The sequence below is a fragment of the Lactonifactor longoviformis genome, assembly GCF_042848515.1.
GTDB lineage: Bacteria > Bacillota > Clostridia > Lachnospirales > Lachnospiraceae > Lactonifactor > Lactonifactor longoviformis.
The window spans coordinates 3,014,803-3,037,190 of the sequence record NZ_AP031453.1; the positions used below are offsets into that span (position 1 = coordinate 3,014,803).

General features: G+C 46.9%; 17 protein-coding genes. 2 read left to right on the forward strand and 15 right to left on the reverse strand.

The window, feature by feature from the left end; genetic code table 11:
- Positions 1–22: 22 nt before the first annotated feature.
- The 10 genes from acsD to ACGHCT_RS13965 form a co-directional block, all read right to left on the reverse strand.
- The gene (gene acsD, locus ACGHCT_RS13920) at positions 23–964 is read right to left on the reverse strand and encodes an acetyl-CoA decarbonylase/synthase complex subunit delta (protein ID WP_072853010.1); all 942 of its coding nucleotides are present in this window, start codon (positions 962–964) and stop codon (positions 23–25) included.
- A 75-nt stretch (positions 965–1,039) separates the two neighbouring features.
- Positions 1,040–3,163, reverse strand: coding sequence for an acetyl-CoA decarbonylase/synthase complex subunit alpha/beta (gene acsB / locus ACGHCT_RS13925; protein ID WP_390436385.1), 2,124 nt, complete (start codon positions 3,161–3,163; stop codon positions 1,040–1,042).
- Between the two features lie 86 nt (positions 3,164–3,249).
- On the reverse strand, positions 3,250–5,379 hold the full coding sequence (gene acsB / locus ACGHCT_RS13930) for an acetyl-CoA decarbonylase/synthase complex subunit alpha/beta (RefSeq protein WP_072853006.1): 2,130 nt from the start codon (positions 5,377–5,379) through the stop codon (positions 3,250–3,252).
- A 19-nt stretch (positions 5,380–5,398) separates the two neighbouring features.
- Complete coding sequence (locus ACGHCT_RS13935) at positions 5,399–6,166, reverse strand: AAA family ATPase (protein WP_072853004.1); 768 nt, start codon at positions 6,164–6,166, stop codon at positions 5,399–5,401.
- Positions 6,167–6,204: 38 nt separating this feature from the next.
- Positions 6,205–8,097, reverse strand: coding sequence for an anaerobic carbon-monoxide dehydrogenase catalytic subunit (gene cooS, locus ACGHCT_RS13940; RefSeq protein WP_154260217.1), 1,893 nt, complete (start codon positions 8,095–8,097; stop codon positions 6,205–6,207).
- Positions 8,098–8,251: 154 nt separating this feature from the next.
- Positions 8,252–9,022 (reverse strand): AAA family ATPase, encoded by a 771-nt coding sequence (locus ACGHCT_RS13945; protein ID WP_072853000.1) that lies wholly within the window; start codon positions 9,020–9,022, stop codon positions 8,252–8,254.
- 282 nt (positions 9,023–9,304) lie between these two features.
- Positions 9,305–9,484 (reverse strand): CooT family nickel-binding protein, encoded by a 180-nt coding sequence (locus tag ACGHCT_RS13950; protein WP_072852997.1) that lies wholly within the window; start codon positions 9,482–9,484, stop codon positions 9,305–9,307.
- A gap of 2 nt (positions 9,485–9,486) precedes the next feature.
- Positions 9,487–9,879, reverse strand: coding sequence for a cobalt transporter (locus ACGHCT_RS13955; protein WP_390436388.1), 393 nt, complete (start codon positions 9,877–9,879; stop codon positions 9,487–9,489).
- A 211-nt stretch (positions 9,880–10,090) separates the two neighbouring features.
- Complete coding sequence (locus ACGHCT_RS13960) at positions 10,091–12,673, reverse strand: AAA family ATPase (RefSeq protein WP_072852993.1); 2,583 nt, start codon at positions 12,671–12,673, stop codon at positions 10,091–10,093.
- Positions 12,670–13,815 carry an exonuclease SbcCD subunit D gene (locus tag ACGHCT_RS13965; protein WP_390436391.1) on the reverse strand — a complete coding sequence of 382 codons (1,146 nt, stop codon included), beginning with the start codon at positions 13,813–13,815 and terminating at the stop codon, positions 12,670–12,672. The genes ACGHCT_RS13960 and ACGHCT_RS13965 overlap by 4 nt, the downstream gene beginning before the upstream one ends.
- Before the next feature lie 164 nt (positions 13,816–13,979).
- Here ACGHCT_RS13965 and ACGHCT_RS13970 point away from each other — a divergent pair, with 164 nt between their 5' ends.
- Positions 13,980–14,828: an aldo/keto reductase gene (locus tag ACGHCT_RS13970; protein ID WP_390436393.1), complete on the forward strand. Its 849-nt coding sequence runs from the start codon at positions 13,980–13,982 to the stop codon at positions 14,826–14,828.
- A 59-nt stretch (positions 14,829–14,887) separates the two neighbouring features.
- Here ACGHCT_RS13970 and ACGHCT_RS13975 read toward each other — a convergent pair whose 3' ends face one another.
- Genes ACGHCT_RS13975 through ACGHCT_RS13990 form a run of 4 tightly spaced genes read right to left on the reverse strand, consistent with a single transcriptional unit; the run spans position 14,888 to position 19,248 of the window.
- Positions 14,888–15,910 carry an NAD(P)H-dependent glycerol-3-phosphate dehydrogenase gene (locus ACGHCT_RS13975; RefSeq protein WP_072852987.1) on the reverse strand — a complete coding sequence of 341 codons (1,023 nt, stop codon included), beginning with the start codon at positions 15,908–15,910 and terminating at the stop codon, positions 14,888–14,890.
- A gap of 12 nt (positions 15,911–15,922) precedes the next feature.
- On the reverse strand, positions 15,923–16,570 hold the full coding sequence (plsY, locus tag ACGHCT_RS13980) for a glycerol-3-phosphate 1-O-acyltransferase PlsY (protein WP_072852985.1): 648 nt from the start codon (positions 16,568–16,570) through the stop codon (positions 15,923–15,925).
- Positions 16,571–16,577: 7 nt separating this feature from the next.
- Positions 16,578–17,903 carry a ribosome biogenesis GTPase Der gene (gene der / locus ACGHCT_RS13985; RefSeq protein WP_390436395.1) on the reverse strand — a complete coding sequence of 442 codons (1,326 nt, stop codon included), beginning with the start codon at positions 17,901–17,903 and terminating at the stop codon, positions 16,578–16,580.
- Positions 17,866–19,248, reverse strand: a complete 1,383-nt coding sequence (locus ACGHCT_RS13990; RefSeq protein WP_390436397.1) for a DUF512 domain-containing protein — start codon at positions 19,246–19,248, stop codon at positions 17,866–17,868. The genes der and ACGHCT_RS13990 overlap by 38 nt, the downstream gene beginning before the upstream one ends.
- A 156-nt stretch (positions 19,249–19,404) precedes the next feature.
- Here ACGHCT_RS13990 and ACGHCT_RS13995 point away from each other — a divergent pair, with 156 nt between their 5' ends.
- Positions 19,405–20,571 carry a ribose-phosphate pyrophosphokinase gene (locus ACGHCT_RS13995; RefSeq protein ID WP_072852979.1) on the forward strand — a complete coding sequence of 389 codons (1,167 nt, stop codon included), beginning with the start codon at positions 19,405–19,407 and terminating at the stop codon, positions 20,569–20,571.
- A gap of 139 nt (positions 20,572–20,710) precedes the next feature.
- Here the strand turns inward: ACGHCT_RS13995 and ACGHCT_RS14000 are convergent, their stop codons facing one another.
- Positions 20,711–22,285, reverse strand: a complete 1,575-nt coding sequence (locus ACGHCT_RS14000) for an IS1182 family transposase (protein WP_390436399.1) — start codon at positions 22,283–22,285, stop codon at positions 20,711–20,713.
- Positions 22,286–22,388: the final 103 nt, after the last annotated feature.

Genomic DNA, 22,388 nt, shown 5'->3' on the forward strand with positions numbered 1-22,388 from the left:
TTTTATCCTCCTGTTCTTCCGATTATACTAATTCTTTAATCATTTTTGAAATGGTTGCAACAGATTGAGGATGTTTTAATATAACTGCATTAGAACCTGCTGCTAAGTCAGCGGAAGCTGTCATGATCTCCATGGCAATACCTCTTTCTTCCTTGGAACCCCATTCTGGCATATCATCTTCAGAAGCCATGGACTCTTTTACGTTCCATGTTTCATCTGCTACTGGTGTAATGATAGGCATCTGAAGCATAGCATCATCCTGAGATAATGCCGCTGCTTTGATTCTGTCCATGGTAGATACCACGTATTCATAACCATAACCTGCAGCTGCAGTACCAACGTTCATAACAATACTTTCAGCTTTTACGCCTAACTGTGTTGTAACAACATTTAACTGTTTTGCAAGGTTGATATCTACGGCTGATTCAGCACCAACTTTCTGATTGTAAGCAAGTCCGGCAGCTGCACCCACTGCTTTGTAATTCTCTTCTCTTGCAGAGAGAAGCAGCACGTTCTTTCCCTGAAGGGCGTCTGCTACCTTGGCTAATAAGTCAGCATCTTTTTCTACGTTCTTGCAGCCTTCTACTACTAAAGGACAGGTAACAGCATCTGCCACCTCTTTAGCAACTGCAACTAATTCTTCTACAGATTTGTTCTCTCCGTTTGGATCTCCGCCTTCCAAACGCAGACAGATAAAATCAGCACCTTCCATAGCTTCAGCTTTTTTCGCCATCTCAGCAGGTGTCGCTGCATCTCCATAGAATTCTTTCAGTCCCGGAACAGCATCTCCCAGTCCTAAATCAGAGATTTCCACACCTACCTTAGGTGCATTGTCTATTGGGCCGTCAAATGTGTAGAAAGGAAATACACTTTCTCCACCTAATTTGATAGCTTTTTCCCCGCATCCAATCTCAACTGTGTTAATGGTTGCATTGAACTTTTGTGGTTTTTGATTAAACGGCATTTTAATTAGCCTCCTTTAATAATTTTAGTGCGTACGCCGATAGAAATTCACGCACACTCTCGTAAAATAATTATACTACATCATAGGGTTCATTGACAAGGCTGGATGACCTTGTTCTGTCAAAAATGCAACAAGGGTTTCCGGATCCTGAGCAATGGTTTCGTCTGCCACCATTCCGGTGAAATTATCGATGCCGTAGAGCTCTTTGGCAGTCTCGTTCAGACGCTCTGCCACCATATCCTTCAATTCCTTGGGCATCCATACAATTCTCTCAATCCCGCCCTCTGCCTTCATGAATTTCTTAGATGCAATAAAGTGCTTTCCATGTCCCATAAAGCCGGGTGTCTGCACACCGCCGCCGGTCATGGAAGCCAGTTCCGGGAAGGTCATACCAAGAGGAGTCATACCCGCATACTCCCTGTTCGTAATCACAACGCCGTTTGAGAATGGCTCAATGCCGCAGATACACTCAAAGCATCCGCAGGACGTCATCGGCTTTTCCATGATGGAATACAGTGACACTTCTTCCAGCGCCCCCTGGGACAGCTTATGAACTGCCTCATTCACATCCTCAAACTCGCCGATTCTGTCGTCAATACATTTTTCTTTTGTGATTACCTGGCAGGGTCCGTTGGGATCCAGCTCATTGGTAGCTTTTGCATCCAGCCAGGATACCGCTCCGCACAGTCCCAGTCTCTCCGGCGTCACTACGCATACATGTGAAGGCGAGAACGCCTGGCACAGAATACAGCTGTAATAAACATCTACCGATTCATCTGTCAGATTGCGCAGTCTGTCATCTCTCTTGTCAAATGCAGGTACGGCAAGTTCATGGCGCAGCTTTGTACAGTCTTCCGGCATTGTATAGATCTTTACCTGGCACTTGTCAACCACTGCCTCAAACTCACTCTTTACCTTTGCGTAAAGCACCTCACCGATGTGTTTTGCACGAAAACCTGCCTGATATGCGTCCTTGCTGATACGCACCCGGATCATATCTCTCTGGCCTGTATGCATCACACCTTCAATACAGTTAATGTAGCTGTGGAACTTACGTTCAAATACCGGCTCAAAGTCCGGCTGCATATTTTTCCCTGCCACCTCTACAATATAAGCAATACTCTGTTTGCTCCCCTCAGGGAACTCGTCGATCTCAGGACCAATGATCTCAATCCTGTGATCCTCGATCTCTTCCATATCTTTAGACTGCACTAACTCAAAACAGTCTACCCTGGAGCCGTCGAATTCCACCTGCATATCGCCCCGGCGGATAATTTCTCCTTCAAAAGCAGAGGCAAAGGCTACAGGAATATCAATGTTTGTAATCTTAATCTTTATATTCCGCGCTTCCAGAGAAGTCTTATTAAAGTCTTCCACCTTTGCAGGAATCAGTGCGCCCGGAACCTCCGCGATTCCTTCTGTCTCATTGGAGATTACAGGGAATCCCAGCTTGATTGCACCTGCGCCTGCAGCCAGAATCACGTCGTCAATCGGTGCGAAAGCGTTCACAAATGCGGGAACCCTCTCCGCAGTATAGGCCAGAAGAGCACCTGCATCCCCGGGCGTTACATTTCCGAAGATCAGAGCAGCACGAATAGCCACGGATACAACGTGGATGACAGATGTAACATCTTTCCCCAGAGGAATGACACGGACGTTCGCCCCTGTCTTATATCCCAGTTCTTCACACTGATCAATAATTCCCCCTACCAAAGTCACCAGAATTCCCTGTGCCTGATAGCTCTTGATGAGGTCAACCCCTTCTTTAGCTGTAGGAGCACTTCCCAGGACAACTGCCACACCCGGGATATCCCCGGTTACCAGAGGCACACCTAATTCACGAATCACCGCATCTGCAAGATGACCGTAGCAGGGTTCTTCATAGGGAACTGCTCCGTCCACATATTTCAGAGCCTCGATAAACTCCGCACACAGTGCAGTGGCAACCCCTGACATCAGCGCATCATCCAGTGCATGTTCTCTTGTCATCAGTGTTTTCACAACGCCGACAGCTTCTTTCAAATCTCCCAGTGTCTTGACTTTCACACCGGTTACAGCATAATAACACGGCAGACAATAGGCTGTATTTGGAAATCCAACCGCCTTATCTGCCCCGTTTTTTGCTATTGCATCGTCAATAGCTCCCACTGTTAACCCGTAAACCGCATCATTTCCGTTAAAGATTCTGTTAATTAACAAATTCTCATCTCCAATCCAAGTCCTTTGCGATTTTAGCACTGCCCCCGAAGGGGCAATGCTAATTGTCCTACAAGTTCACTATAGAATTACATCATCGGATCCATGCTTAATGCAGGATGATTCTTTTCTGTCAGGAATGCTACCAGTGTCTCAGGATCTTCTGCAATTGTCTCATCTCCCACCATATCTGTGAAGTTGTCAATTCCATAAAGTTCCTTAGCGGTTGCATTTAATCTTTCAGCAACTGTCTCTTTCAGTTCCTTAGGCATCCATACGATTCTTTCGATACCGCCTTCTGCCTTCATGAACTTCTTGGAAGCAATGAAGTGTTTTCCATGTCCCATGAAGCCAGGTGTCTGTACACCGCCGCCGGTCATGGAAGCCAGCTCTGGGAAGGTCATTCCAAGAGGAGTCATACCAGAGTACTCACGGTTGGCAATGATAACACCGTTGGAGAATGGCTCGATACCGCAGATACACTCAAAGCATCCGCAGGATGTCATCGGTTTTTCCATAATGGAGTACAGGGATACGTCTTCCAGAGCACCCTGGGAGAATTTGCGAACTGCTTCGTTAACATCTTCGTACTCACCGATTCTTTCATCGATACATTTTTCTTTTGTGATAACCTGACATGGTCCAGCCGGATCCAGTTCGTTGGTAGCCTTAGCATCCAGCCATGAAACAGCACCGCACAGACCAAGTCTCTCAGGTGTTACCACGCAAACGTGGGACGGAGAGAATGCCTGGCAGAGGATACAGCTGTAGTATACGTCTACAGACTCATCGGTCAGTGTCAGAAGTCTTGCATCACGTTTGTCAAATGCAGGGATCGCTAACTCATGACGGAGTTTTGTACAGTCTTCCGGATTTGTGTAAATCTTAACCTGACACTTGTCAACAACAGCGTCAAATTCATTTTTAATCTTAGCATACAGCACTTCACCGATATGCTCCAGTTCAAATCCTGCTGCATGGGCATCCTTGCTGATACGCACACGGATCATATCTCTCTGGCCTGTGTGCATCACACCTTCGATACAGTTGATATAGCTGTGGAATTTACGCTCAAATACAGGCTCAAAGTCAGACTGCATGTTCTTTCCTGCTACCTCTACAATGTAAGCAATGCTCTGCTTGCTTCCAACTTCGAAATCGTCGATCTTCGGTCCGATCACTTCGATCTTATGATCTTCTACTTCTGAAAGTTCTTTAGTCTGAACTAACTCGAAGCAGTCCACTCTGGAACCGTCGAATTCGATCTGCATATCGCCGCGGCGGATAATCTCGCCTTCGAACGCAGATGCAAAAGCAACCGGAATGTCAATATTTGTAATTTTCAGTTTGATGTTTCTGGCTTCCAGAGAAATTGGGTTGAACTGAGAAACATCTTCGTATTTGATCAAGCTCTTAGGTACTGCCGGTGTGTAATCCATGTCGTTTGTAACAACAGGGAAGCCGTAGTAGATAGCACCTGCACCGCAGGCAACTGTCTTCTCATCCAAATTCTTGAATGCGTTGACAAAAGCAAAGATTCTGTCAAATGTATATTTCTGTAATGCTGCTCTGTCTCCAGGTGTTACATTACCGAAGATAAGAGCTGCTCTTAAAGCAACGGATACAATGTGGATAACGGAAGCAATGTCCTCTCCCAGGGGAACCACACGTACGTTGAAACCAGTCTTATAGCCCAGTTCTTTGATCTGCTCGATGCATTTTCCAACCAGAGCTACAAAGATACCCTGTGACTGATAACTCTTAACCAGATCTACTGCTTCCTGCGCAGTGGGAGCTTCACCGATAATAACGGCTACACCCGGGATATCGCCTGTTACCAGGGGCACACCCAGTTCACGGATCTTGGCATCAGAAAAGTGTCCTTCGTATGGCAGTTCGTATGGCTGCGCACCATCAATATATTTTAAAGCCTCAATAAACTCAGCGGAAAGTGCTGTGGCAACACCTGACTGGAACGCGCTGTCCAGACGTCTCTCTCTTGTCATAAGAGATTTAATGTATCCCAGAGCTTCTTTCATTTCTTTTAATGTAGAGATCTTAGTACCTGTCTCTGAGTAATAGCATGGTAAGCTGTAAGCAGTCTCAGGGAATCCAACCGCCTTGTCCTCACCGTATTTTGCAATAGCGTCATCGCATGCTTTTACCGCTTCTTCATACATGGCATCATTACCATTAAATACGATATCAAATAATAACACTGTTATACCTCCTATCAGATCATTGATCCTGATCGATTCTATCTTTGATTTTTATAATTTCTTCTGTTGCCGTTTTGCTGACATCATAGGGGGATTTGCCCTGACGGTCAGCGTCAATCACTTCCTGATTGTAGTGAATAAAGCCAAGTAAATCCTCAGCCGGGATCTTGCTCTTGATAAATTCCTCGTCCTCTTCGTCCCGAACCTTATTGGCAACCACACGCACCTGCTTTACGCCCAGGTCTTTAGCCAGACGCTTCACATTTTTGTATGTCTGGATACTTCTGGCTCCGGGTTCAATGACAACGATAAACTGATCCATCCCTTCGGTAGTTCCCCGCCCCATGTGTTCCAGGCCGGCTTCCATATCCATGATTACCACATCATCCCTGTGAAGCACCATATTGTTTAAAATACGCTTCAGCATCACGTGCTCGGGGCATACGCATCCGCCGCCCCCTGTCTCTACAGTTCCAAGCACAAGAAGCTTCACTCCGTTGCAGGACTTTCCGTAGGTGTCCGGTATGTCATCTACCTTTGGGTTCAGTTTATAAAATTTATTGTCGCTGCTGGCTCCGGTTCTTTCTTCTACCAATTTTCTCATTTTTGAGATTGGTACAATAGAATCCAGAACTTCCTCTGAAAATCCTAAAGCCAGCCCAAGATTTGCATCCGGGTCTACATCTGCAGCCAGCACCTTTCTGCCTTCTTCAGCATAAAGTCTTGCCAGTGTCGCCGCAAAAGTTGTCTTTCCAACTCCGCCCTTTCCCGTTACTGCAATTTTCATGTCTATTCACCTTTCTATTACACGATTTTGAGAAGCTGTTAGATACCTAACGCAGCTCTCTTTTCTTCAATTCTTTCAATCATAAGATCGCCTAATTTATCAATATCTGATTCTACAGTATAAGCTGCCTCTACCCAGTCTCTTAATCCGCCCTTCAGCAGAGCATCTACTTCGCTGGAGCCTGTTGCATAAGGTTCAACACCAAGATAAGTGTCAATACCGGTAGATACAACGTAGTTACCGATAGATACCGCTTTTTCGGACATCCATTCAGGAGCACAGCCCACAACAGGTACCTGGGAGATATTCCAGCCGGAATCTTTTGCAATTTCAGATGCAAGAATCATCATACGGCTGATATCTACACAGGATCCCATATGAAGAACCGGAGGAATGTCTGCCAGTTCGCAGACTCTCTTCAGGCCGGCACCGCAGAGATCTTTTGCTCTCTTGTCCATCAGACCTGCTTTTGCAGCAGCCTGTGCGGAACATCCGGATACAATGAGGATAACGTCGTTGGCAATTAATTTCTTCATTAATTCGATGTGAGCAGCATCAGGTCTGATCTTGGGATTGTTACATCCAACCATAGCTACCGCACCGCGGAGAACGCCGGATTTCACACAGTCAACCAGCGGCATTGTAGTTCCTGTCTTGTCAACGAAGGAGTTGGTAACACCGTCTAATTTGTGGATAATTTCCTCGAAGGAATATCCTACGAATGCTTTCTGTTTCATATCTGGAATGTGAACTAATTCCGGATTTCTGTTTTTGAAGTTCTCAATTGCTGTCTTAACAATTAATTTTGCATTTTCTCCTGCGGACTCAGATGAGAAACGGATGAAGTCAGATTCCGGCATCTGGGCTACAGGTGAAGTGGTGATGAATTTTGTGTGGAAACATTTGCTTAACGGGCCTAATGCCGGGAAGATACACTGAACGTCTACAACGATAGCTTCGCAGGCGCCTGTAAGCACTACGTTTTCCTGCTGTAAGAAGTTACCTGCCATAGGAATACCGCGGCGCATTGCAACTTCGTTGGAGGTACAGCATACACCGGAGATTGTGATTCCTTTTGCGCCTACAGATTTTGCAAGTGCAATCATTTCAGGATCTTCTGCATATTCACAGATCATTTCTGAGAGTGAAGGATCATGTCCGTGAACAACGATGTTTACGTTTTCCTCTTCCATAACACCTAAGTTAGCTTCTGTTTCCATTTCCTTGGGTGTTCCGAACAATACGTCAGAGAATTCTGTTCCCATCATGGAACCGCCCCAGCCGTCAGATAAACCGCAGCGAAGAGCCTGTCTTACCAAAGCTTCCGGCTTGGAAGAACATCCCATATGAGTCATATGTAATGCCTGAGATACCTCACGGTCGATTGCTCTTGGCTCAATCTCTTCTCTCTTCCAGATTTCCTGTGTATGCTCTGGTGCTCTCTTGATGAATTTCTGTGTTCCAAATGGTTTGCCGTACTCTAACAGACCTGTTTCCGCAACTTCATGAGCCAGATCGTAGATATCTTTGCCTTCTGTCTCAATGCCCCATTCCTGAGCAATTCTTTTTAATTTTGCAGGATCCTTAACTGTGTAGTTTCCGCCTTCTCTTGTCTCATATAACGTATGGCAGATTTCACGTCCGTGGTCAGAGTGAGTAGCAGATCCGCCTGCTGTAAAACGAAGGAAGTTTCTTCCTACGATACCATGTACATCACATCCACAGATTCCTCTAGGTGCTTTTTTTGTAATACGGCAAGGTCCCATAGAACAGATTCTACAGCAGACACCCTCCTCACCGAACTTACAGTGCGGTGTCTGATTTTTAACTCTTAACTGCCAGGAATCTGCACCAACTTTTGCACCTGTCTCCAACAGTCTCGCGGTAGCCGCTTCGAATTCTTCTACTGTGGTTAATTTGAATTCACTCATTAATATCCTCCTTTTAGAGCATTACCTTAAATTAACTCTTAGTTTTTGAGCGCTTGTAACCCATCCGCCCCCAGGGGTTATTGTTTTGTTTAAAAAAACCTCTCTCACACAGAGCAGTCATCACTTCACCTTGCAAGAGGGGAATTTCCAAATACTACAGGTTTAATTTGTCCACAATGTCGCGCAGAGCCTTCTTTACCGGATTGCTTTCAGGCAGTTCAACTGTTGGCTTTCCGTCGCAGTCGTACTCATACACACTCTCATCTTGTGGCACCACACCAAGAAGAGTCAGTCCTTGCTTTTCAATCTCTTCTTTTGTTCCTTCATTCAATTCTCCATTCGGTGCACGGTTGACAATCAGACCGATGGTCTTAGGCTTCATGCCGCATTCCTCAATTAATTTTGCAATCCGGCCAACTGCCTGCACACCACGCCGTGAACAATCGCTGACCAGGATAGCGGTCTGCATGCTCGGAAGCACTCCGCGGCTGATATGCTCCATACCCGCCTCGTTGTCCACTACAATAAAAGGATAATTTTTCTGATACTTGGCCAGCTGAGCCTGAAGAAGGCCGTTCACATAGCAGTAACACCCTTTCCCCTGAGTTCTTCCCATTACCAGCAGATCAAAATCATCGTCCTCTACCAGTGCAGAATTAAACTTGAATTCCGCATAATCCGCTTTGGAGACACCTGCAGGAATCGGATTCTCTTTTGCAAGCTCCGCCTGCGCAATCTCCTCCCGCACATCTCCCAGTGTAGCTTCCACTTCTACTCCCAACACTTCATTCAGATTGGAATTGGCATCCGCATCCACAGCGAGAATCGGACCTTTTCCCTTTTCTCCCAGATACTGGATTAATAATCCGCATAAAGTTGTCTTTCCCACACCGCCTTTACCGGCTACAGCAATTACATGTGCCATTACGGGCACCTCCTATTTCTATCTAATCTAGTCTCTGTCCCCGGACTGTTCCCGCGCCTGCGTCGCCGCAGTCTTGTGTGACAGTTTGGGACTTGTTCCATGCATACAGATGCAATCCCCAGATACCGCTTACCTTGTTGCTGCGGCACCAGCTGATTCCCCCTGCACATCCTACGTCGCTGTTCCTTTACACCTTCATAATCTGTTCTCCATCTTTTATCCTCCACTCTCTTTTAATGATTTGCTTTTATCTTCAGGGCTTTCGCCCAAAAGCCCGTGCTTCTACCGGCAGTCCAGCTTCACAATACTGTTAGCCAGGTCTACCATAAGAATCCTTCCTTCAATCACCTGTTCTTCCCCAAGGATATCCCGGAGGATTACTTTATCCCCATCCACATCAATACGGCTGATGTTTCTGCAGATCACAGTGTCATCACTTTTCTGTACAGTTGCCAAACACATAATTATGCCTCCTTCTGATGTTCTTTTACCAGTGTCAGTGCAAGGCTCAGGCGCATATTGCCCTTTTGGAAGTCCGCGACACCCTCCTCAATGGTTCTGGCTGCATCCTCCATGCCTAATTTGCGGAGATTTTTGGCCATCTGGTCCAGTTCCTCCGCGTGATGCTGATTATGCTGAAGCATATAGTTCAGTAAAGCTGTAGTCTCATCTGCACAGTTGCCATTGCATTTCTCATTCCTGCAATCACATCCATGAGCATGAACATGGTCATGTTCCCCTTCATGCGTATGTTCGTGAGTATGAACATTTCCATCAGTGTGAACATGTTCATGAGTATGTTCACCATCATGTGCATGAGATATAACATGACCATTCTCGTCTTTCACTAAATGCATGTCTTATGTTCTCCTTTCCATAGCTAAATCCACTCAAGACAAACTTTGTGACAATTATTTATCAATTGTTTTCATTATAACTTGTTTCCAAATATTTAGCAAGAAATTCTTATTGGAAAGTTTATAAAAAAATCTTAATATTGTTTTTATTTCTAAACAATTTGACGTAAACTAAAAATATCCAATTTTACTTTGTTTATCAATTAACAAACTATTGAATTCTGCTTCCTTTTTTGCCTTTGCATACCTGTATCTGGTTATCAATGCGCTCTTTCAGCTCATTAACGTGGGAAATAATCCCCACCAGCCGGTTGCCGTCGGCCAGGGTGGCCAAAGTGGCTATTGACTGTTCCAGAGATTCCTGATCCAGACTTCCGAACCCTTCATCAATGAATATAGTCTCTACCCATACGCCGCCGGCAAAGCTCTGAATCACAGCCGACACACCCAGTGCAAGAGCAAGGGCTGCTTTAAAAGCCTCGCCTCCGGACAGTGTTTTCACGGTTCTGACCTTTCCTGTATTGTAATCGTACACATCCAGATCCAGACCAATCTGGCTCTGCCGGTTGCTGGTCTCCTCTCTCACCAAAAGTTCGTAGCGCCCATTGGTCATTGCTTCCAGCCTGATATTGGCTTCCGCCACAATCATCCGGAAATAGGCAGACTGCACATACCGCTCCAGGGAAAGCTTTGGCTTGCCGTTCAGCGTACCGTTGGCCGTATCGGAAAGAGTCTGAAGGCTTATCCGGTATTCCTCACTGCCTCTGCTCTCTTTTGCAAGGCGTTCCAGCTGCTTCTCAAGCTGCAGCAGCTGCCGTATTTCATTATAAATCTGCTTTCTCTCTCTGGAAATTGTTTTTCTCTGGCTGTCCATATCCCCCAGACTTTTTTGGTAATAATCCTCTTCCCGGTATATCCTGCCCCGCAGCCGTTTTCCAAGACTGCGGATCTGCACCTGAAGCTCCTGTATTTCCTGCTGGTATCTGCGGACCGCATTCTCCATTTCCCCCAGCTCTTCCTGGGTGCAAAAAGCTTCTCTGGCCATTTTTTCGCTGCCAAAGCCCTGTTTTTTTATTTGATTCATATACATCTGTCTGGAGCTCTTAACCGCCTCTTTAGCCTGGGGAAGCTTCTTTTCCTGCTCTGCCAGGCGGCCCAGACACAGATGATATTCATTTGTAGTCTCTTCCAGATGGTTTTTGATCTCTCTGCTCTCAGGGATATCACTTCGGATCCTGGATTTCTGTTTCATAATTCTGTCCTGCTGTTCTTCCAGTCTTTTCTGGATCCAGGAGAGCATAGTCCTGCCGTCCTTCTTTCTCCCAAGCCCCTGCACCTGCTCCAGCTGGCCCTTTCGCATCTCCCACTCTTTTTGATTCAGAGCGCATCTGTGTAAGGTTTCCTGCATTTTTTTCTGCAATGCGTCTTTTTTGGCTTCCAGCTTTCTCAGGGTTTCCTCATTCACATCCTTATGCAGAAGAGGAGCGGGAGCAGGGTGCTCCAGAGAGCCGCACACCGGGCAGGGACTTTTATCCTGCAGGGTTCTGCTCAGGATTCCGGCCTGGCTCTTCAGAAAATCGGCCCTGTAGTTCTCATACTGTACAGAGATTTTATTCACTTCATCAATCCGCTGTTCCAGCGCTTCCTTCAGTCCAGCCTGATCCTCTTCCAGTTTTATAACAGCCCTGGCCTCTTTCTCTTTTTCATTCCAGAAATCCAGCTGCTGCTCCATATCCTCCAGAAGATGCATTTCTTTCTCCTGCCGTTCCCTCAGCTCTTCCAACCTCTCCCAGTTCCTTTTTTCTTTCTCCAGCTCTTTCTTTCTCTCCCTGAACTCCCCGTACAGGCTCTGCAGGCCCTCCAGTTCGGCAATTCTCTGCTCATGCTGTTCCAGCAGAGGCTTGACATATGTCACAGCCTTCTGTCCGTCTCTTCTTCTCTTCTCCAACGCTTTCATAGGAACCGCCTCTTCTTTCTTGCTCTCCAGCCGTTCCCGCAGCTCCCCAAGGCGTTTCAGTTCCTGATTCTCCAGCTTGATCCGCTCATATTCCCGGAGCAGCTGCTCCCTCCTCTGCTCCAGCATCCCTTCTTCTTTTTTCAGCCTCTGATCCTTTTTCCGGTTTTTTTCCAGAATTTCTTCCAGGCCCCGGAGCAGCTCCCCCTCCGGCAGTTCCCGCAGGGAAGCCGGGAGTCCTTCAAGCACCTGTTTTCTCCTCTCCTGCCGATACCGTTCCTCATCTCTGGCATGCGCAGCCATACTCTTTAACAAGTCCGATACCGTTTTATAGTATTCTGTGCAAAATACCTTGCGGAACACTTCTCCCCGCACATCACTTCTGGCAAAAAGAAGGTCCAGAAATTCCCCCTGGGCAATCATGGAGACCTGCTTAAACTGACGGTAGTCCAGACCCAGCAAGTCCACTACAGCCTGATTCACATTTTTCTTTCCGGTAATCACACTGCCGTCGGGGAGCGTAAGGACCGCCTCTGCCCGCCGTGTCTCTGAAAAATACCGTTCCGCCTCGTATTCCTTGTCTTTGTGCAAAAACTTCAGACGGACCCTGGTAAGAGTTTTGCTGTCCGCATAATCACTTCTCAGATTTTCCGCTTTTCTGCTGCTGCCGCTGGTCTCGTCGTACAGGGCATACATAATCCCGTCAAAGATGGTAGTCTTTCCTGCCCCTGTATCCCCGCTGATTAAAAACAGGCCCTGGCGGTAAAAGGGTGTAAAATCAATGGTTACAGGGTCAGCATAAGGCCCGAAAGCCTGCATCATCAGTTCTGTGGGCTTCATAATACATGTTCTCCTACTCTCTGCAGCACTTCCTCCAGAATCCTTTTTTCCGCCGGGGACATTTCTACGTGGTTCTGCTTCTTATAAAACTCCTGAAATAATTCCCGGGGTGTGCGCAGCAAAATCTGTTCGGTCTTAAGGCCGCTCTCCTTTCGCTCCCTTGTCCTTGCGTTATCAACGGCAAATTCCAAAAGCCCTGGAAAATACTCCCTGAGCTTCTCTACCGGCTGTTCCACCGGCTGTTCATCAGTTAGGACGACTGATAGATAATATCCGCTGCGGTACTCTCTGTACGCCTCCCCGGTCAGCTCCTCCATCGTTCCCCTGAGGACGGCCATCTCGTGAAGAGGCGCAAGAGGCAGCTTCCGCAGGGATACCTGTCCTTTCTCCTCTATATCTACGACGGTAATTGCCTTTTTATGATGAATCTCCGAAAATGAATACTTCAGAGGGGAGCCGGCATACCGGACTTCCGGTCTTCCTATCTTCTGCGGCCTGTGAATATGTCCCAGGGCCACATAATCAAAAGCGTCAAAACAGGAGGCATCCACCTGTTCCAGCCCTCCCAGAGACAGCTGCTCAGAAGCTGAGGGAAGAGGCTTTTCCCCCTGCCACACCACATACTGGTGGGCTAACAGGATATTTCTTTTCCTGCTGTCAATCTCTGCCGTCCGAAGCACTGCCGATACAGCCTCCTCGTACGTCTCAGGGGATTCTTCAGTGTAAGGTCTGAGTGCTGCCGGCTTAATAAAAGGCATCTGCCACACAGTCAGCTCCCCCCACTCGTCACAGAGCACGGTATGGGGAAGCTCTCCTTTAAATCCCCCGGCAATATGCACTTTATTCTTTGCCAAAAGGTTTTTGGCAAAATCCAGGCGTTCCGGGGAATCATGATTTCCGCTGATGATAAAAATCTCCAGACCGGCCTCTGCCAGCCTTTCCAAAAAAGAGTCAAACAGTACCACAGCTTCCCCGGAGGGAATGCTTTTATCATAAATGTCCCCGGCAATTAGAATGCCCTGGGGCTGTTCCTTTTTTATCTCCAGTAACACGTTATCCAGAATATACCTCTGGTCCTCCAGCAGGCTTTCCCCCAGGAGTTTTTTCCCCAGGTGTAAGTCTGCGATATGAAAAAATCTCATAGACAGCCTCCTTTGCCGTAAATGCATTCCGGTGCAGCTATTACTCTGCACCGGCCATCCACCCTCATAGTACCATGGATTTATTAAAAAGTTAATAAATACCTATCATTTCTTTCATAATTTTGTGATATACTGCACAAGAATATAATATAAGGAGGGATGGTATGTCCTTAGAAACACATTCAATTTTACTGAATAACGAAAGAGAAATGCCGATGTTGGGCTTAGGAGTATATAAAGCAACCGGGAACAACGAAGTAGAGAACGCCATCTGCTGGGCTGTGGAGGCCGGATACCGCCTCATAGATACAGCCTCTGTCTATAAAAATGAAGAAGGCGTTGGCCGGGGAATCAAGGCTGCTTCTGTAAAGCGCGAGGAATTATTTGTCACCACCAAGGTCTGGAATAACGCCCAGCGTATGAACGACGTAGAAGGAGCATTTAACCGAAGCCTGGAACGCCTGGGGCTGGAATACGTGGATCTCTATCTGATTCACTGGCCGGTGGCGGGCTGTTACATCGGTACCTGGAAAGCGCTGGAAAAGATATACAGTTCAGGCCGCGCCAAGTCCATTGGTGTGAGCAACTTTTCTGTTCAGGATCTGGAAAAGCTGAACGAGCAGTGCGGCATTGTTCCCGCGGTGAATCAGATAGAATTCCACCCGCTTTTCAACCACCCTGAGCTGCTCTCTTACTGCAGAGCACACCGCATCGCGGTACAGGCATATGCTCCCCTTGCCCGGGGCGCCTACTTAAACGAGGAGACAGTAGCCCAAATCGCTGCCCGCCGGGGCAAAACCCCAGCCCAGATCGGTCTTCGCTGGTCCGTACAGCAGGGCATATCCGTCATTCCCAAATCATCTAAAAAAGAGCGCATCTGCAGCAATGCACAGATCTTTGACTTCTCCCTCACCCCGGAAGAAATGGAGGCGCTGACCGCTCTGGACCGCCAGCAGCGCACTGCCAGCATCCCCGAAGATCTCCTGGGCCAATATGAAATCCTTTCAAAATAATTATCTAAGTTTCCGGACATTAAAAGACGGCGCATCTGCGGATACACCGTCTTTCATTGTCAGTTCACCTTTTCTTCCCATCTGCTGTCCCAGGACTCTATTTTCTTATCCCGAAGCATCAGCTCCTGAACTGCCTCCCCGGGGGATTTCCCCTGAAAGAGCACTTTATTTACCTGGGAAATAATGGGCAGCTCCACCTGGTATTTCTCTGCCAGCCCTATGGCAGCCTTAGCGGAATACACCCCTTCCACTACCATCTTCACTTCTTCCATGGCCTGTTCCGTGGTTTTCCCCTGTCCAATCAGATAGCCGGCCTTCCGGTTCCTGCTGTGGACACTGGCACAGGTTACAATCAGATCCCCGATTCCGGAGAGTCCGTAGAAGGTATCTGCCTTTGCCCCCATGGCAATGCCCAGACGCGATATCTCCGTAATTCCTCTGGTAATCAAAGCTGCTTTTGTGTTGTCGCCGTAACCAAGTCCGTCTGCGGTTCCCGCCGCCAGGGCAATTACATTCTTCAGCGCCGCTCCCAGCTCAATCCCCAGGATGTCCGGGCTGATATAGACCCTGAATACGGGACTCATAAAAATATTCTGGAGAATCTCGGCAGTCTCCTTGTGGTGCGCGCCAATCACGCAGGTTGTGGGGAGTTTGCGCCCAACTTCCTCCGCATGGCTGGGGCCGGATAAAACTGCAACGTCTGCCTGGGGAATTTCTTCTTCGATCTGCTCGCTCAGCGTGAGCAATGTCTCCTCCTCAATCCCCTTGGCCACGTTCACAATCAGCTGTCCCTTCGGAAGTCCGGGACCTATCCTGCGGGCCAGTCCCCGGGCCGCGATAGATGGAACCGCCATAACCAGAAGATCTCTGTCCGGGAGTGCCTCATCCAGATCGGAAGTAAACATCATGCCGTCCGGAAGCCTTACTCCAGGAAGCTTTGACACATGCTCTCTCTTCTCCCTGAGTTCGTCTGCCTCCTCTTTTCTCCTGGACCACAGAATCACCTCATGTCCGTTGTCGCACAGCAGGACAGACAGCGCAGTTCCCCAGCTTCCCGCTCCAAGTACACTGATTTTTGCCATATGAACACCCCTTTACTTTTCACTCTTACGGTTCAGATAGGTCCTTCGCTCAGTCCCCCTGAACAGCCTTACAATATTTTCCCTGTGGCGGTAGAAGGCAAGACACGCCAAAAGCGCCACTACCACATACAGCTCCCTAAGCTCCGCCTGGGGCATATGGAACAGTCCCATCTGCCCCATAACCAGCGTACTCCCCAAAAATGCCAGATAGCCCGTCAGAGAACTCAGCGATACATAGTGCGTTGTAAAAAACAGAACCAGAAACACGGTTCCTGCAATAAGTAACACTCTCCAGTCAAAGGATGCCACCAGTCCCACAGAGGCAGCAATCCCCTTTCCTCCCCGGAATCCCAGATTCACAGGGAAATTATGTCCAAGAATACAGCCTGCCGCCGCATACATTCCCAGCAGCCGTATGGTATCCGGATGGCTGCTCCCAAAGATAGCCCGCACAAGAAGTACGGCAAACACACATTTAAAACAATCTCCCAGCAGGGTAATAATCCCTGCCTTTTTTCCCAGGGTCCGCAGGGCATTTGTTGTCCCTGCATTCCCGCTGCCATGCTCCCGGATATCTATGCCGTTCATTCTTCCGTAGATATAAGAAGTCTGAAACAGTCCAAACACATAACCGATTGCCAGACAAATGATACGTACCATGGTTCCCTTACTCCTTCTCTTTCCGTTCTCGAATAATAAATTTCAGAGAGGTTCCTCTGAATCCAAAAGCTTCCCTTATTTTATTTTCCAGATAACGGGTATAGGAGAAGTGCATCAGTTCTTTATCGTTTACAAAAATAACAAAAGTAGGCGGTTTCACCGACACCTGGGTAATGTAATACAGCTTCAGCCGTTTCCCCTTGTCGGAAGGAGGCTGCTGCAGAGCAATGGCTTCTGCCATTATTTCATTGAGCACCCCTGTCTGAATCCGGAGAGTCTGGTTCTCCAGAACCATATCAATGGTATCAAATAGCTTCGGCAGTCTCTGGCCCGTCTCCGCGGAGATGAACATTAGTTCCGCATAGGGCATATACGAGAGGAATTCCCTTACCTTACTGGTATACTTGTATATAGTTTTGTCATTCTTCTCTACTGCGTCCCACTTATTGACGGCAATGATGATCCCTTTTCCTCTTTCGTGGGCAATCCCGGCGATTTTCGCATCCTGCTCCGTGATCCCCTCCACCGCGTCAATAACCACAATCACCACATCCGCCCGGTCAACTGCTGTCACGGTACGGATAATGCTGTATCTCTCCAGTTCTTCTTTGATCTTGTTCTTTCTGCGGAGACCTGCTGTGTCTATAAAGATATATTCCCGCCCCTGCCACATAATATTCGTGTCAATGGCATCTCTGGTGGTTCCCGCAATATCTGAGACAATTACTCTGGACTGTCCCAGCAGCTTGTTGATGATGGAAGATTTCCCTACATTGGGCTTGCCCACAATAGCAACCCTTGGTATGTCGTCCTCTTCCTCTTCTTCCTCTTCCTCCTCAAAGTGGCGCACCACTTCATCCAGCATATCTCCCAAGCCCAGCTTGGAAGATGCCGAGATGGGGAATGGCTCCCCGATTCCAAGGTTATAAAACTCATATACGTCCATGAGCAGTTTGTCAAAATTATCCACCTTATTCACGGCAAGGACTACGGGCTTGCCGCTTCTGCGGAGCATGTCCGCCACCTTTGCATCGGCATCCACCAGCCCCTGACGCACATCGGTTATAAAAATGATCACGTCCGCCGTATCAATGGCGATCTGCGCCTGTTCCCTCATCTGGGACAGAATGATATCCTTGCTTTCCGGTTCAATCCCTCCGGTATCAATCATGGTAAATCCATGATTCAGCCAGATGACGTCTGCATAGATACGGTCTCTGGTAACCCCGGGGGTATCTTTTACGATAGAAATATTCTGGCCTGCCAGGGCATTAAACAGCGTTGATTTGCCCACATTAGGGCGTCCCACGATTGCTACTATTGGTTTGCTCATATATTTGTCTCCTTCTATGTTCTCTTCCTGTTGTCTCTCCCAGAAGCGCCTTCACTAAGTCTGCGCCCTGCGTGTCTACCACACTTACAGGAACCTGAAGGGTCCCTTCCAGTTCTTCCACGGTCACGTCATCCAGGAAAACATTCTCTCCGCTTCGGAGCATATTGCAGGGCAGCAGCAGCTCTTCTCCCAGATTCCGCCCCGTGAGCTGTTTTTTCAGATCCTGGCCGGTGAGAAGGCCTGACACTGTAATGCTCTCTCCGAAGAAAAAATTAGTCACCGGATATACACTGCAGTTTACGTTGGGGTATTTTTTCTTAAGGCGCCTCACATGTCTGCAGATATGAGGATAGGCCAGTTTCCCGGTGGCTATGGAAAGATTCCTCTCCCTGCCGTCGCCTTCCCTGTCCGCAAGGGCTTCTGTCACCTCTTCTTCCAGCAGCCGGAGCATTCCCACTCCGTTTTCCAGCTGGAGGTATCCATCGTACCGTTCTTCCGGGGGAAGCTCCTTCCCTGCCAGAAGATACCATTCATCGCTGGCATGGATAAAGTGCAGGCCGTAAGCGTCATACAGCTTCTTCTGCCACCGGTGTATGGTATCCAGCACCCGGACGGCATCCTCCTGCTGAAACGGCTCCAGCCGGGTAAGCCCCTCCCGATAGCGGCTGAGTCCAACCGGCACCACCGAAACACTGCGCAGATGGGGCAGGTACTCAGCCAGATCCCGGATGCTGTTTTCCAGCTCCTGGCCGTCATTATAGCCTTTACAGAGCACAATCTGCCCGTTCATCTCTATACCGGCCTCGTACAGCCTGTCTACCTTGGAAAAAATATCCCCGGCAAAACGGTTATTCAGCATCTTACAGCGAAGTTCGGGATTTGTTGTCTGAAATGATATATTTATAGGAGAAAGATGGTAGTGAATAATTCTGTCAATATCATGGTCACTCATGTTCGTAAGGGTCACATAATTGCCCTGCAAAAAGGAAAGCCTGGAATCATCGTCTTTAAAATAAAGAGTCTCCCGCATTCCAGGCGGCATCTGGTCAATAAAGCAGAAAATACACCGGTTCCTGCAGGAACGGTAATCATCCATCAGGCTGTTCTGGAACTCGATCCCCAGATCCTCCTGGGCATCCTTTTCTATTTCCAGCAGCCATTCCTCCCCGTCAGCCTTTCGAACCAGCAGTTCTATATACTCATCATTTACCAGGTAGTGGTAATCAAATACATCTTCTATCTCCTGCCCATTGATGGCCAGCACCTCATCCATGGGTTCCAGATTCATCTCTTCTGCTATACTGTCTCCGGCAATCTGCCGGATGATATGCTTTGTTTTTTTCATAATTTACTCGACCTTTCATCTTTTATATCATACCAACTTTGTAGTAAAAAAGCAATAATTTCCTTGACGGGGGCAAGTCACTGATGATATAACTACTATAGTATGACAAAATAGTGTAATTCTGTCAAAATAACACACAAACTGTCGGAGGTTATTATGGTTGATATCAGCTTACTGGAGAAATCCATTCCGGTTGCGCCTATAAAGATCGCAGCATTGGCCGGCTGCAGGGAACTGGCGTCGCAAGTGGATTCTTATCTGGTTCAATTTCGGAAAGAGCTTATAGCTCACAATACATCAGGGGTGACACTGCACGGTTACTCCGAGGACTCTTTTCTTGCGGACTGCGAATGCCCCAGATTTGGTACCGGAGAGGGAAAGGGCCAGTACAAGGAGTCTATCCGCGGAGTAGATTTATACATTATGGTAGACGTATGCAATTACAGCATTACCTACAAGGTGTGCGGCTATGAGAATCATATGTCACCGGACGATCATTATCAGGATCTGAAGCGCATGATTTCTGCCGCTACGGGGAAAGCACACCGTATTAATGTTATTATGCCCTTTTTATACGAAAGCAGACAGCACCGCCGCTCAAAAAGGGAATCCCTTGACTGCGCGCTGGCATTAGAGGAACTGGTGAATATGGGAGTGAGCAACATTATAACCTTTGATGCTCACGATCCCAGGGTACAGAATTCCATTCCTCTGTCAGGCTTTGACAATTTTATGCCCACCTATCAGTTCCTGAAAACCCTTACCTCCAGTGTGGAAGACTTCCACATGGACAACGATCATCTGATGGTTATCAGCCCTGACGAGGGCGCTATGCCGAGGGCAGTATATTTCTCCAATATACTAGGCGTAGACATGGGCATGTTCTATAAGCGCAGGGACTATTCCACCGTGGTAGACGGAAGAAATCCAATTGTAGCCCATGAGTTCCTGGGAGATTCTGTGGAGGGAAAAGATGTAATCATCATTGACGACATGATATCCTCCGGGGAAAGTATGCTGGATGTAGCCAAGCAGCTGAAAGAGAGAAAAGCCGGGCGGGTATTTGTATGCACTACCTTCGGCCTCTTTACCAACGGCATGGAAAAGTTCGACGAATACTATGAAAAGGGATATATCTCCAAAGTAATCACAACGAATCTGAATTACCGGAACCCTGAGGTGTTAAAACGCCCTTACTATCTTGAAGCTGATATGAGCAAATACCTGGCAAGCATTATGGATACTCTGAACCACGATGTTTCCGTGGAAAAGGTTCGCTCCACCACTAAGAAAATCAATCAGCTGCTAAAACGGGAAAAATAAGTGTAAAAAAGGGGCTGTGAAAAAAGCCCCTTTTATAATACCATCGGCATAGTCGATGGTATTATATTGTATTTAGATACCTTTTGGGAGTAAAAAAGGGCATAAAATCCCCCTCCCCACAGTTTACTGCTTTTTCTTTTTAGGCTGCTTTCTGTTGTCTCATCTGCTTATTATGATATTTATAAAGATTATGGCCTATGGAAACCAGAAATATCTCCATTCGCACTGATTCGATTCCTCTTCTTACGATTCTTTTATACCAGCGGTCATTTTTTATGATTCCAAATGTTCCCTCTGCCTGAATCGAACGGTTCATTCTTAACAGGGCTCCATGGATGCTTTCAAGGTTTTCTATCACTTCCTGGTACATGGCCGTCAATTCCCGGTTTACTCTGATGCTGCGGTTTTTCTCTGCCTTTTTACACTGCTCTGCATTTGGGCATCCGCTGCAGTCTTCGCAGATATAGATCTCTTCCTGCCGTCCGTATTGATTTCCTCTCACATCTTTTCGGTAGGCAAAATGAAATTTCTTCCCATTGGGACACATCAGATTCCCTTCTTCATCTCTCTTAAAATTCACTGCCCTGTATGGGTTGTTATGATACTTTTCGTCTTCCGTCTCTTTTTTGAACATTGGAAATTTCATGTATTTTTCCATGCCATGCTGTTCGCAATAAATATAGTTATTGTATGAACCATATCCGGCATCCGCTATCGGATATTTTGGATAAAAGCCATAGGTTTTATGGAACTTCTCCATTAACGGTATAAAGCAGTCCATATCTGAACGGTATTGGTTTACATCAACTACAGCTATGAATTCATCTGCCACTCCCACCTGGACATTATAGGCCGGAAGAAGCTGATCATTTCCCATATAGTCTGTCTTAATCCTCATAAAGGTTGCCGAATGGTCTGATTTTGAATAACTGTTACGGTTTGGACCGCATATTTTTACTTTCACTATGTATTCTTCCAGCTTTTTGGTATACTCCTTCAGTTTTTCATAGTGGCGCTGCTGTATAGATTTCCGATGGCCTCTTCCATAAACAAAAGTGGTGGTATCTATTTCAAAATTGGCTGCATATCTGTCTAAGATATCTTTTAAGCCTTCCGGCGAATATTCAGCATTTGTCTGTATCTTCAGCCCGCTCCAGATCAGGACTTCATTCATTTCCTCTAACAAGGCCGTGATTTTTCCGAACAGCCGGTAGCGGGATTTTTCAGTTGCCTTTTTCCACACCCAGCTGTATTTATTCGCATTTGCTTCAAACTTTGAACCGTCAATGTAGATATGGCTGAGATCCACACATTCTTCCTCAAATATCTTTTGATTGATTTCATTAAAAATATCTTCGATGGAATCTGCAAGGACTTCGTTGATAAAATATCCAAAGGTGCGGTAAGAAGGTCTTTCATTATCCATGAGATACATAAATCTGATGTTGACTCTGCAGTTGTCTTCCAGTTCTCTTAGTGACATATATCCCTGGGTCATAAACCCGAAAAGAACTGTTTTTAACATGTTGACAGGATTATATCTGACCCGTCCGGTCTCACGCGCCGGCAGTTTATCGAGATACTTAGTTAGATCAATTCCCTCCATGAATTTGTCAAAAGTTAAAACAGGGTCACAAATATCAAGAAAATCTGAAATAAACATTGGCAAAGTGCCTTGTTTTGGTATAGAATAAGTTGTGGTATTGTTTTTCATAGCAGATAAATTTTACCACAAAAAGAGGATTTTCAACCACTAAAGTGTATTGAAAATCCTCTTTTTTTATTCGGACTGTTTTTTCACAGCCCCTTTTTTACGT